This is a genomic window from Daejeonella sp. AP26, assembly GCF_056680515.1.
Genome location: NZ_CM155286.1, coordinates 3,888,496 through 3,901,452, shown reverse-complemented (window position 1 = coordinate 3,901,452; position 12,957 = coordinate 3,888,496). Strand labels below are relative to the sequence as shown.

Annotated in this window: 7 protein-coding genes; 2 read left to right on the top strand and 5 right to left on the bottom strand. The window is 44.0% G+C overall.

Translation table 11 applies throughout. The annotated features are described in order from the left end of the window. Nucleotides 1-24 precede the first annotated feature (24 nt). Nucleotides 25-2,394: a ribonucleoside-diphosphate reductase subunit alpha gene (locus AC1MCB_RS16600; protein WP_479965834.1), complete on the top strand. Its 2,370-nt coding sequence runs from the start codon at nucleotides 25-27 to the stop codon at nucleotides 2,392-2,394. A 188-nt stretch (nucleotides 2,395-2,582) separates the two neighbouring features. Here the strand turns inward: AC1MCB_RS16600 and AC1MCB_RS16595 are convergent, their stop codons facing one another. From AC1MCB_RS16595 to AC1MCB_RS16585, 3 genes are read right to left on the bottom strand one after another with little or no spacing between them, the layout of a single operon-like run. After that, nucleotides 2,583-4,076 (bottom strand): calcineurin-like phosphoesterase C-terminal domain-containing protein, encoded by a 1,494-nt coding sequence (locus AC1MCB_RS16595; protein WP_479965833.1) that lies wholly within the window; start codon nucleotides 4,074-4,076, stop codon nucleotides 2,583-2,585. 24 nt (nucleotides 4,077-4,100) lie between these two features. Continuing rightward, on the bottom strand, nucleotides 4,101-5,564 hold the full coding sequence (locus AC1MCB_RS16590; protein WP_479965832.1) for a SusD/RagB family nutrient-binding outer membrane lipoprotein: 1,464 nt from the start codon (nucleotides 5,562-5,564) through the stop codon (nucleotides 4,101-4,103). A gap of 32 nt (nucleotides 5,565-5,596) precedes the next feature. Continuing rightward, on the bottom strand, nucleotides 5,597-8,800 hold the full coding sequence (locus AC1MCB_RS16585) for a SusC/RagA family TonB-linked outer membrane protein (RefSeq protein ID WP_479965831.1): 3,204 nt from the start codon (nucleotides 8,798-8,800) through the stop codon (nucleotides 5,597-5,599). Between the two features lie 380 nt (nucleotides 8,801-9,180). On the opposite strand from AC1MCB_RS16585, the gene AC1MCB_RS16580 reads away from it, so the two are divergent. Next, nucleotides 9,181-11,598: a TonB-dependent receptor gene (locus tag AC1MCB_RS16580; RefSeq protein ID WP_479965830.1), complete on the top strand. Its 2,418-nt coding sequence runs from the start codon at nucleotides 9,181-9,183 to the stop codon at nucleotides 11,596-11,598. Nucleotides 11,599-11,735: 137 nt separating this feature from the next. On the opposite strand, the gene AC1MCB_RS16575 is transcribed toward AC1MCB_RS16580, so the two are convergent. Continuing rightward, complete coding sequence (locus AC1MCB_RS16575) at nucleotides 11,736-11,876, bottom strand: hypothetical protein (protein ID WP_479965829.1); 141 nt, start codon at nucleotides 11,874-11,876, stop codon at nucleotides 11,736-11,738. Nucleotides 11,877-11,951: 75 nt separating this feature from the next. After that, nucleotides 11,952-12,734, bottom strand: a complete 783-nt coding sequence (locus tag AC1MCB_RS16570; protein WP_479965828.1) for a DUF4339 domain-containing protein — start codon at nucleotides 12,732-12,734, stop codon at nucleotides 11,952-11,954. Nucleotides 12,735-12,957 lie beyond the last annotated feature (223 nt).

The window sequence follows — 12,957 nt, the reverse complement described above, 5'->3', positions numbered from 1 at the left end:
TACCTAATACCTAATACCTAAAAAATGTTCGTAATAAAAAGAGACGGAAAACAAGAATCCGTAAAGTTTGATAAAATAACAGCCCGGATAGAAAAGCTGTGCTACGGTCTGTCAGCCCTGGTTGATCCGGTCGAGGTAGCCAGGAAAGTGATCGAAGGTTTGTACGACCGGGTCACCACCTCCGAACTGGACAACCTAGCTGCTGAAACCGCAGCTTCCTTAACCACCACGCATCCGGATTATGCTTTGCTGGCTTCCCGTATTGCAGTCTCTAACCTGCATAAGAACACCATCAAATCGTTTTCGGAAACAATGCGAACGTTGCACGACTATGTGGACAGCAAGACCGGAAAAAAAGCTTCGCTGCTGGCGGACGACGTTTGGGCCGTTATTGAAAATAATGCGGAGATCCTGGATAGCTCCATCATCTATGACCGTGACTTCGGCTTCGACTATTTTGGCTTTAAAACTCTCGAAAAGTCATACCTTCTGAAGACGGATGGGTGCATAGCCGAACGTCCGCAGCACCTGTTCATGCGGGTATCTGTGGGTATTCATAAGGAGAACCTGGATAGTGTAATCAAAACCTACCACCTGATGAGTGAGCGGTGGTTCACGCATGCTACGCCCACTTTATTTAATGCGGGAACGCCCAAGCCGCAGATGTCGTCCTGTTTTCTGCTGACGATGAAAAACGACAGCATTGAAGGCATATATGATACGCTGAAACAAACGGCCCGAATCTCCCAAAGTGCCGGGGGCATCGGATTAAGCATTCATAATGTCAGGGCGACCGGCACCTATATCAGCGGTACCAACGGTACCAGTAATGGTATTGTGCCCATGCTAAAGGTGTTTAATGATACCGCCAGATATGTGGATCAAGGTGGGGGGAAACGTAAAGGTGCTTTTGCGATATACCTGGAGCCATGGCATGCGGACGTATTTGATTTTCTTGACCTGCGCAAAAACCACGGTAAGGAAGAGAACCGTGCGCGCGACCTGTTCTACGCCCTATGGATACCCGATCTGTTTATGAAACGGGTAGAAGCAGATGGCGAATGGAGTCTTTTCTGTCCGCATGAAGCCCCCGGTTTACACGAGTGCTTCGGAGAAACGTTTGAGGCGCTCTACGAAAAATATGAAAGCGAAGGCCGCGCCCGCAAGACCATTAAGGCACAGGAACTATGGTTTGCTATACTGGATGCTCAAATAGAAACCGGAACACCTTATCTGCTCTATAAGGATGCCGCAAATAGCAAATCTAATCAGCAGAACCTGGGAACTATTAAAAGCTCTAATCTTTGCACTGAGATAATAGAATACACTGCTGAAGATGAAATAGCGGTATGTAACCTTGCCTCCCTGGCTTTGCCACGCTTTGTAAAGGAGGGCAGTTTTGATCATGATAAGCTGTATGAGGTTACTTACCAGGCGACAATCAATCTGAACCGGATCATTGACCATAACTACTACCCGGTAGAAGAAGCAAGAAATTCGAATGTGCGGCACCGGCCTGTTGGCCTGGGGGTCCAGGGTTTGGCGGACGCTTTTATCTTGCTTCGACTGCCATTTGAAAGCATGGAAGCGCGCAAGCTCAACAAAGAGATCTTTGAAACAATTTACTTCGCGGCGATGACAGCCTCTAAGGATCTGGCCATAAATGAAGGAGCCTACCAGACCTTCAAGGGGTCCCCCATATCCAAAGGGAAGTTTCAATTTGACCTCTGGGATATCCGGCCCGACAGCGGCCGATGGGACTGGGACCATCTGAGGAAAGAAGTGATGGAAACCGGCGTTAGGAACTCGCTGCTTGTGGCCCCTATGCCTACTGCTTCTACTTCTCAGATACTGGGCAACAACGAGTGCTTTGAGCCTTATACCTCTAACATTTATACCCGCCGGGTTCTAAGCGGTGAGTTTGTTATTGTTAATAAACATTTACTGAAGGATCTGGTTGGTCTGGGCTTATGGAACACGGATATCAAAAACCAGATCATTTCTGCGAACGGATCAATCCAGGGTATAGATGCTATCCCGTCACATATTAAGGAGTTATACAAAACTGTGTGGGAGATCAGCATGCGGACCATTATTGACATGGCTGCCGATCGCGGGGCTTTTATCTGCCAGTCGCAGTCATTAAACCTCTTTGTGTCTTCACCGAGCGCCGCCAAGTTAACGTCTATGCACTTTTACGCCTGGAAGAAAGGGCTAAAAACCGGAATGTATTATCTCCGAACACAGGCAGCCAGCCAGGCGGTGAAATTCACTGTAGAAAACCAGGGTGGCAAGACAATGGAAGCGGTAATTCCGCAGTATACAGAAATTGCAGAGATCGAAGCAGGAGCATCTTGTTCAATGGAAGAAGGCTGTATCAGTTGCTCCGGTTAACGTGGGAATATGTTAATGTGGTAATGCGGGAATAGGGAAAATGCTAGAACCGAATAAGTTAATTCCCTAACGATTTTCTAAGAGCTGATTGCTGACAGCCAAATCGATTGCTGACAGCTTAAGTTTAACAGGCTGCTATTCGATCAAATGAATAACAGCCTGTTTTTATTTATCTAAATCATTTTTGCCTAAGCATTCAAATCCAGGCTTTCCACATACGTGTTTCCAAAAGGATCGGTTGCGGTAACTTTAATTGCTTTTACACCAGCATCCGGTTTAACAAAGAAAAGGTGATTTGTAAGGTTTGGTTCAACCCATGCTCTCGGTTTTGGTTTTTCTTTTCCGAGGAACATCTCGTAAGCCCACGGATCATAAGTTGTGCGTTGCTTGGGCGGGCCCATAGGTTTATCATCTGCAAACCATTCGACGTTCCAGTTTTTATCGTAATTCCAGATATTCACACAGGCTTCCCCGGGAAATTCGGCGTGCTTTCCAACAGGATAGATCCGTAGCTGATGACTCTTTGGCTTACCTGTGGCTTTGTAATACCAGCTGACCTTTTCGCCATCTACTTCGTAAACACCATAGCCATTTGGAGTTCCGTCGCCGCAAATGGGACCGGTCCACCAGGCACCGCAAACTGTACCATGATTGTGTTCTGTTATATTCCCTTCTATCCATACTTCGTTGAAATGAGTGTGACCAGACATGAAGTGGACTTTAAAGGGCTCAAGCAGATCATATAAGCGCTGGCGATTAATCACTACACCTCCCAATTCTGGCTCTATAGCCTTGTCGCGCTGGCGCTGGCCGGTATTAGTAGGAATGTGCAGGCTGACTATAACTGTTGATCCTGACGGCAGATCTTTTATATCCTGTTCAAGCCATTGAAGCTGGTTTTCTGTTATATACCCCATGTATCTTTTGGGTACTCCCATAAAAAATACATCATCGAGCACCACATAGTGGATCTTGCCCCTGTTAAAAGAATAATAGGTAGGACCAAAGTGCTGCTTGAAGGTTTCGGTAGACTTCTCGTCGGTACTGGCTTCCAGGTCCATGTCGTGATTTCCGATAACATTAAAAAAGGGAATCCCGCTCATTCCAATTGCCTTTTCATAGTCGGGAAAGAGATCAAACTTGTCGAACACAAGATCTCCGCATCCGATGCCATGCATTGGGACTCCCTGGTAAGTATCAACCAATGCTTTCAGGTCTGGTGCAGATTGAGATAACAACAGCCCGGCGTCTTGTTTATTCTGGATCTGGGTATCCGCCCATACCACAAAGGCGTGCTTATCGTCACCGTTTGCGAGCTGGGTTAATTTGAAATCTGCGTTGAAAGTCCGCCGAGAGTGATCAATCTTCGCGAAAAACTTACTGATACTGTTTTGATGAGGGATCTCGTATCCTGACGGAATTGACAGATAGACAAACTGGGTGGTTTTATTACTCAGTAATTCATAGCTGCCATTCGCAGTCGTCCTGGTGATATTAATTCCATCTGTAATTGCTACACCCTGAATCCCTTTTCCCGCTGAAGTTACCCGGCCTTTCAAAGTTGTATTGGAAAGATCAGTGGCCCCTGCCGTTGCTGTTTCAGCTGCATTAATAACGGATACAGGTGCAGCTATCGCTGCGCCGACTAATCCTAAATTGATTAAGAAATTTCTTCTTTCCATGCTAATGTCCTGATTGTTAAAAAATTATTTTTCCCACCAAACTTTTGTATTGATGTCATCGCCGCCCATAGATTGCACCGCAATATTATAATTAGCATTGTTACCTGAAGCAATTGTTGTAGGGTATTTGAACCTTACAGGCATTACCCCATTGTTTCTTAACCCAACACCTTTTGGAAGATTTGGCAAACCTGTACGGCGATATTCAACCCATTGCTGATAATCGGTGAAGATAAGCGCGAAGTATTTTTGCAAGATGATTTGCTCCAGTGTGCCGTTATAGGCTGTGTATGGGCTGCTCGTCGGATTAGTGAAATAATCAGCCGGCATTATCAGTCCCCATTGTTCGATAGCCGCCTTTACGCCATTTTCATAGTGGGTTTGGGCGCTGGATGTAATCAAGCCTTTCTGGGCGAGTTCTGCTTTAATAAATTCCACTTCGGCATAGGTCATAATTGGAATAACCATAGGTGCTTCAACCAGTGATCTGAGTAAGTTTGACGGAGTATAGTCGAACTGGCTATCTGAACCGGAATACGCACTTGGAATTCCTTTATAGCCTATAGGAACCGCTTTCTTTGTAGCCGGATCAACACGGGTTGCCTGACTTAGAAGCCTGGCTCTACGCGGATCATTGAACTTGTTCAGGTTATCGATAAAAAAAGTTGCGACTGCGCGGCCGTTTGTAAAGTCGATGGAACGGCCCCATGGCGAGACATTGGGTTCCATTCCTGTTATCTTTAGTATTGCACTTTCATCATTTTTGGTGAACACAGGATATTTGATCGGATCGTTTACTATTTCGACCATTTTAGCACCAGAATTTATCTCCTCACGCTTCGAAACACGCAGCAGTAAGCGCAGGTAAAGAGAGTTATTAAATTTTTGCCAGTTACTTACATTGTTGCCATACAGTATCTCTGAACCATAGATTAAACTCTGAGTTGGATCATAAAGACTGTTGGCTGCATCAAGGTCAGTTAGGATTTTAATATAAATATCCTTCTGCGTATCGAATGCAGGGCGAAGAATTCCTTCATCACCGCTTGCTGCTTCCGTCATTGGCACATCGCCAAAACTGTCTGAAAGTAAAGAATAGGCCCATGCGTTAAGAGTTAATGCGATAGCCTGGTAGTTTGGATCGTTTACCGCATCTGCGGCCGTCTTCATTTCTTTGAGATTTTTAATCCATTTGTAATAGGTGTTCCAGGTTGAATTACCTGCGCTTTCACTCACGTCATATTGATGAATGCCACCGGCAACGCTTGGATAAGGTACACTCACTTGCATCAGATTGAAAGTAAAGTCAGTACTCCGCTGGGCATTGAAACTGGCCATGCTGTGTATAACAGGATTTAATAAGGTTCCCGGACTTACCCGGTCAAGACGGTTGGGATCTGTATTTAATTCTTCGAAATCTTTGGTGCACGAAGAAGTGATGAAGATTGCAAGAAATAGCAGGCAGGCAATTTTATTTATATGAGCCATAGTTTTATTATATCAGAGCTAAGTATTGTAGATTAAAAATTGAACATAAGGTTCATACCGAATGTCCGGGTTGACGGCATCTGGCCCATTTCAATTCCCGGAAGGATAGTGGAACCGTTTAAAGCTGCCGTTTCCGGGTCAAACATCGGGAAGCTGGTTATCATTGCCAGGTCGCGTCCGTAGAATGCCACCTTTGCATTGCTTACACGGATTTTACTTGTCAGGCTTTTAGGAAGAGAGTATTCGAAACGCATTTCTCTCAGCTTAAGGAAGGAGGCATCAAATGAATTTGATTCTACGTTCGCTCTGCGGTAGTAATCGGCATAGTAATTACCCACAGGCACTTTCTTTGTATTCGGAGAATAACCCCCTTCCGCATTCTTAACTACTCCATCACCGATAATAAAGCCATCTTCTCTTCCGGGTAAGGTACTTTTTAGCTTCCCTTGCTCAGCCATTTTATGATGGGTTTGAGAATAAACCAGGCCGCCATACTGTCCGTCGATCAGAAAGCTGAAGCGCAGATTCTTATAAGAGAATTCGTTTTGTATACCACCTCTCCAGTTGGCATAGGCTTCACCGATATATTGTATCTGGGCGGGCCGGGCCGGAAAGCCATCTGTAGTATATATAATTTGTCCATCGGGAGATCGTTCAAAGTTAAAACCGTAGATAGCTCCCGTTGAACCTCCTACCCTTGCCTGAATGGTTGCATTACCGCCATAGCCGATATCCTGCCTGTCGTCCATTCCTTCAGCCAGCGCCAGAACCTCATTGTTGTTTTTGGCCCAGGTGATATTTGTATTCCAGTTAAAATACTTACCGCTAACAGGCTTGCCTTTTAAAACCAATTCAACTCCCTGGTTTTTGACTGTGCCTGCATTTAAAACCGCACGGGTAAAACCGGTTGTGGGATCCAATGGTACTTCCAGGATCTGATTGTCGGTCACATTATTATAAAGAGTTGCATCAACACCTACCCGGCCGTTAAACAAGCTTAACTCCAGTCCACCTTCGTAACTGGTGGTGATCTCGGGCTTGAAGTCGGCATTAAATAAGGTTGCAGGCGCCACAGCCGAGCTTGGAAAGTCGCTTATAGAGTAGTACTTGCTGGTTTTATATGGCTCGGTGTCATTGCCAACCTGGGCAGCCGACACGCGCAATTTTGAATAGGAAACAAATTCCGGAAGATTAAATATTTCATTAAAGATTAAACTTGAGCTGACAGAGGGATAAAAGAATGAATTGTTTTGCTGGGGCAGCGAACTTGACCAGTCATTCCGTCCGGTTACATCCACAAATACCTTGCTTTTGTATGAAAAAGAGGCAAGGGCGTATAAGCTGTTTACCTTTTTATTGCTATAAAGAGTACTTGACAGCGGACTGCTTATACCATTTGAGAGCTTGTAAACCCCCGGAGTAACAAGCCCGTCTACTGACCTGCCCAGTTCCCTGTATTGCTGAGATCTTAGGTTTCCACCAATAGATGTGCTCATTTTTATTGAGCGGCTCAAATCTTGTTTGAACGTAAGCAAGGCATCTGTATTGATCTCATGATCATTAAGATTCTGCTGTTTAAAGTATCCCCTCCGAAAATTAGCGGTACTGTAGGGCCGCCTGGTATCGCGCTCTTCGGTGGTCATGTCTAAACTTGAGCGCACCAGAAAATTAAGCTTATCAGAAAACTCGTACGTAGCTGCGATGTTGCCAACCGTATTATAGCTATCGACAGCATTCGTCATCTCATGTGCTATTAAAAAGGGATTATCTATGAAAGAACTGAAGGGATGAATCTGATCAATTTGCTCGGCTCCATTCTTCCATCGATCCTGGTACCAGTTCAAATCTACATTTGGATTTTGGAATATCATGAAGTATGAAATAGTCTGGTTGTTATAGCCGGTGGCTGGAAGGTTGTCGCTATTCTTATTCGTGAAATTTACTTTTGAGCTAAGTTTCAGTTTATCTGATATATCATAATTAAGACTCAGCGCAGCTGTTAAGCGCTCGTATCCGGTATTGGGCATGATCCACTCATTTTTAGAATGGGTGATAGAAGCCCGGGCAGATCCTCTTTCATTTCCTCCTTCGAGCGCGATGTTATTAGTATAGGTAGAGCCTGTTCTGAAAAAGCCCCTTACGTTATTTTCATACGACCTCCACAAAGTACGCTCTGCCCCGGCACCCTGTACTAAAGGATCATATTGGAAATACTGCTGTCCGTTGAACCTGGGGCCGAAGGCGCTGCTCGTGCCGCTGGTACCAGCGCCATCCGCCGTGATACCATAAGAATAGTATTTTTGGCCCGCCGGCAAAAAATTCTCGTTGGGACCCATGGTTCCCTGCCCATATTCATGCTGGAAGTCAGGCCACTTCAACACATCGTTAAAACTTACGTTTGAGTTTACCGAAATGCCTATGCCATTGTTTTTACGTACTCCTGATTTAGTAGTTATAATTAAAGCACCGTTAGCCGCCCGGCTTCCATAAAGCGCTGTAGCACTAGCTCCTTTAAGTACATTGACGCTCTCAATATCGTCCGGATTAATATCGGCGATGCCATTACCAAAATCTACGGGTGCATCATTACCCGAGCCTGCGCCATACGCATTTGAAACCCCAGCGCTGGCCATACCGCTGTTCATGGGTACTCCATCCAGAACAATTAAAGCAAAATTCCCATCGGGGTTTAAAGATGTGTTGCCTCTTAAGGTGACACGAGTAGAATTTAATGGCCCTGAACCCGGAGAGATTAAAGTCAATCCGGCCACTTTGCCTGAGAGAGCCCCAACAAAATTATTTGACCGGGCATCATTTAGTTGCTCAGAGGTAATGTTTTGGGTGGCATAACCCAGAGCTTTTTCTTCTCTTTTTATTCCAAGGGCCGTTACCACTACTTCCTGCAAAGCTTGCAGATCATCTTCTAGCTGAACATTGAAATCCGAGCCGTTATAATTAGCAGTAAAGGTTTTATAGCCGAGGAATTTGAATTCCAATGCATCAGCTTTTGTGAGTGGTTTTCCTGCTGACAGACGGAAATTACCGTTAATGTCGGTAGAAGTGCTCGTGGTGGTATTTGTTAGTAGTACGGATACTCCGGGTAGGGGCAAACCCTCTGAATCTGTCACTTTACCGGCAACAAAACTTTGCTGACCATAAGATGCACTGATTAAAAACAACAACGTACAGATACTTGGTATCCGTTTAAAAATCAAAACGTTTAGATGTAGCTTCACAATTTTATAAATTTTAACTGCTGCAAAGCTATTCTCAGCTTATTATAGCAATACTAACTCTGCGTTAAGTTTACCCGTCAAAAAGCCGCTAGTTCTTAAGTTAATATTAAGTAGGCAGTTATTTGAAGCGAACAATTGTCCTTTTTCAAGATTGATCCATCATTCCCTCTTTTCCTTCAGAAGCTGGTTTGATCACTTTAGTTTTTCTGTCATCATTGGCCGTCAGTATCTTATCGTTAAAGGCTGTGGGTTAAAAATATCTTCCCCGGAAGTGCTCTCAGGCATTCATCACATAATCAAAGCCTTTCATCACATTTTATTTAGCGCAGCGGATTGATTGCATAGGCTTGCATCATTAATCAACCGAAACAAATATTGATATGAGAACCATACTATTTTTAATCGTCTGCTTTAATATAGAAGCATCAGCTCAGCTCTTACCATCCCCACAGATCAGTGGTAAGGTGATTGACTCCATCTCACAAAAGCCGCTTGACTATATCACCGTGGTTTTAAAAAATGAAAAGAAAATGCCAGCAAAATCTATTATATCCAAATCTGGCGGATCATTTGCGCTTAAGAGCTTGAAACCTGGAAATTATGTATTAACCATCGTTTCTATCGGGTATCAAACCCGCATCGTTCCTCTCAAACTGGAATCAAAAGACCTCAATTTAGGGAACATCTTTATCAAGCCTTCCTCAGAGCGGCTGAAGGAAGTGGTGATCTCGGCCGACAAACCGCTGATCAGACAGGAAATTGACCGTATAGCTTATGATGTAAAAGCGGATCCGGAAAGCAAGGTGAATAACGTACTGGAAATGATGCGGAAGGTTCCCCTTCTTTCCCTGGATGTGGATGATAACATTCAACTTCAGGGGAATAATAATTATAAGATCCTTATTAATGGTCGTCCATCCGGGATGATGGAACGAAATCCAAAGGATATTTTAAGAAGCATGCCAGCATCCAGCATTGAACGGATCGAAGTGATCACCACCCCGCCTGCCAAATATGATGGCGAAGGACTGGCAGGGATTATCAATATTATCACCAATAAAAAGGCAGCGGATGGCTTCAATGGTACCGTAAATGCCAGTGAGCGCTTTCGGGTTGGAGGTCCTGGTGTTGGAGGTTCGCTAAACCTGAAAATTGGAAGGCTTGGGATAACGGCTAACGCAGGTGCAAGTCGGAACAACTCGCCCGAAACTACAAACAGCAACAGCAGACTGACAGCCGGTAATAATCCCACCGACCTTTTGCAAAGTGGAACAAAGAATTTCTCGGGTAAAAGCGGATATGCTGGTACTGAGCTAAGCTTCGAGATTGATAGCCTGAATTTGATTTCGGGACAACTTAATATTAATGGAAATAGGTCGGCCACTACCAGCAATCAAAACTCAATCCTGAGCAGTTCAGGTTCTCTGCTTCAAAGCTATGACCTTTTAAATACAAGCGATGGTTCGGGAACTGGGATGGATGCGGCTTTTAATTATCAGCTTGGCTTCAAAAAAGATAAAAACCAGATGTTAACCTTCTCTTACCGTTACTATCGCTACAACAACGACCAGTTCAATAGTATCGATGTATTTAATCCCGTCTCCTATGCTCAGCCAGACTTCAGACAGGATAATGAGGGCGCATCGTCTGAAAAAACCTTCCAGATAGACTATGTGCATCCCATTAAAAAGGTGACTGTGGAGGCTGGGATAAAAGGGATTTTCAGAAATAACAGCAGCAATTTCCAGTTTGCATCCATGAATGAAAGTACAGGTATTTTTGAAAATGACTCACTGCGAACCAACAAGTTCAGTAATAAACAGGACGTTTTCGGCTTCTATAATACCTACCAGTTTAACCTGAATAAATGGGGTGTAAAGGCCGGTGTCAGGGTTGAACAGACTGAGATAGACGCTGATTTTACGGCTGCTGAAACGCAGCTGGAGCAGAGTTCATTCAATGTAATACCTTCCATTTCTGTCAACCGGAAGTTTAAGAATCTCAGCAGCATTAACTTCGGATTCACTTCCCGAATTCAACGGCCGGGCATTAACCAGTTGAATCCCTTTGTCGATCGTTCAAATCCGAACTTTGAGTGGAGTGGAAACCCTGCACTTAGACCAATGACAGGGAACATCGTTGAGGCCGGATACAGTTATTTCAAAAAGGCTACCATTAATACTGGTCTGCGCCTGATCTTTTTCAATGATCTGATCATGCCGCAGATCTCGGTAGACCCACAAACTAATATCACCCGCAGCAGCTATGGAAATACCGGAAGTGCAAGGTTGCTGGCTGCCAATGTTAATATAGGGTACCCAATGACCAGCAAATTAAAACTGAACATTAGCGGGAATCTAAATTACGGAAAGGTAAAAGGGGAAGTGAAGGGCGTTCAACTTAAAAATGAGGGCTTGATGAGCAGGGTATTCACTTCTGCAGGCTATCGCTTCGATAAAGGCTGGGACGCTACGGCCAGCATGAATTATAATGGCCCCAATTTATCACTCCAGGGTACCAGCAATTCTTTTACGGGTTCTTCCTTCAGCGTTAATAAAGACCTGATGAAAAGTAAGCTCTCCTTATCAGCGGCAGCGAACAACGTGTTCAGCAAATACCGTGAGGCCATCAGCTATACCCACGGTTTTAATTTTAGCCAGGAGTCGTTTAACCAAAGTTACCTGCGGAACTTCACGGTCAGCATGAACTATCGTTTCGGTGAGTTGAAAGAGAAGATCAAGAAAAATAAAAGAGGGATCAATAATACGGACGTTTCTGAAGAGGGTGGGAACCTCTAACAAAAACCTGAGCGAAAGCCGTCGGTTTTTTGGGCGGCTTTCATCAGCATCTACCTATGACTCTGATCTAACGGACTTGAGAGACCAGGCCATTGATGACAATTTAGAATAAATTAATTCGACAATAACAAATATTGTTACAGGTAATGAGGTATCTGTGCATTCTCAAATGCATTGTCTTCCGCCAGATCGGTAAACATAAAATTAAAATAAGTGTAGGTTAAAAGGGCTACACCCATAATCCCCAATAAAGTAAATCCAGTTGTCTTGATGATCATATCTTGCATGCCTTAAAAAACGCAGGCTTAAGGGCAATCGTACCTAGCCTGCAAATTGATTTAAAAATAGTAAAACTAATTGACCTTGTAATAAGGGTCATCTCTTCCTTCAACCGAAATATCGGGGCTATATAAAAAATTCATTCTTTTCGCTTTTATTTTCGTAATCCGCAGGTTAACCGATTTACCGCGATTGCTATCCGGGGCCGGTACCGAGGCTTTGCCATGTGCCGGCACATTATAGCTGGTCACTATCTCAGTTTTATGTGTTCCCCCATTTTCTTTTATATAGCTTACAGCAATGCTAACTTCTTCGAGGGGATAATCCGTTTGATTGTTAACGGTTGCCTCAAGATTATAGATGCCACCGAAGGTGTTGGTTTTAAAGTTGCCGGCATTCGCTTTGATGTAGCGGCCCCAATTATTTCGATAATTAATATTTTTTGCTGCCAGTTCAGACATCACCCGCCTCTTCTCTGCTATCTCATTGGAGGCTGAGGTAGCCGCACTATCAATGGTCGGGGCAGTATACTTTGATCTGGCATTGCCTGCATCCCCCGGTCTGGCAAAGTATATAAAAGCCGAGATCATCAGAACGCCGATTCCGGCCCATTGGAGTAATGACAAATCAGATCGTCTTTCCAGATTATCATATGCTGGAGCTATGAAAGTTTCAGGAGCGGGAGCTGCCTCACTCTTAAACAAAGACTTCAGTGCTTCAATCTCACCTGCACGTGTCCAGTCATTTATCCCCTTATACCAAACCAGTGTATCCCGATCAATAGTCTTCTTAGACAGCTCCTCTAATACAAAAGGACCTTCCTGACCGGTACGGGTTTGAATAAAATATTGACTCATTGAGAACGTTAGTGGATGAAATGTTTTACGAAAAAACAGCTAATAAGTTTGCTGAGCTGACAAATATTATTTTCAAAATTGATGCCGCTAATTAAAACGAATGACCCGTCATAAATGTATTATGAGATCGGGTAAAATCTATTTACAAATTTAGTAGAATATCGATGCTGAAAAAGGTAAGGGACTATTAAACATATTCAGAAAATCCTTTTACATTGCTTGC

Excerpts from the sequence above, each read along its gene's own strand:
- AC1MCB_RS16580 (WP_479965830.1), top strand. The coding sequence starts at position 9,181 with ATGAGAACCATACTATTTTTAATCGTCTGCTTTAATATAGAAGCATCA.
- AC1MCB_RS16600 (WP_479965834.1), top strand. The coding sequence starts at position 25 with ATGTTCGTAATAAAAAGAGACGGAAAACAAGAATCCGTAAAGTTTGAT.
- AC1MCB_RS16575 (WP_479965829.1), bottom strand. The coding sequence starts at position 11,876 with ATGATCATCAAGACAACTGGATTTACTTTATTGGGGATTATGGGTGTA.
- AC1MCB_RS16570 (WP_479965828.1), bottom strand. The coding sequence starts at position 12,734 with ATGAGTCAATATTTTATTCAAACCCGTACCGGTCAGGAAGGTCCTTTT.
- AC1MCB_RS16590 (WP_479965832.1), bottom strand. The coding sequence starts at position 5,564 with ATGGCTCATATAAATAAAATTGCCTGCCTGCTATTTCTTGCAATCTTC.
- AC1MCB_RS16595 (WP_479965833.1), bottom strand. The coding sequence starts at position 4,076 with ATGGAAAGAAGAAATTTCTTAATCAATTTAGGATTAGTCGGCGCAGCG.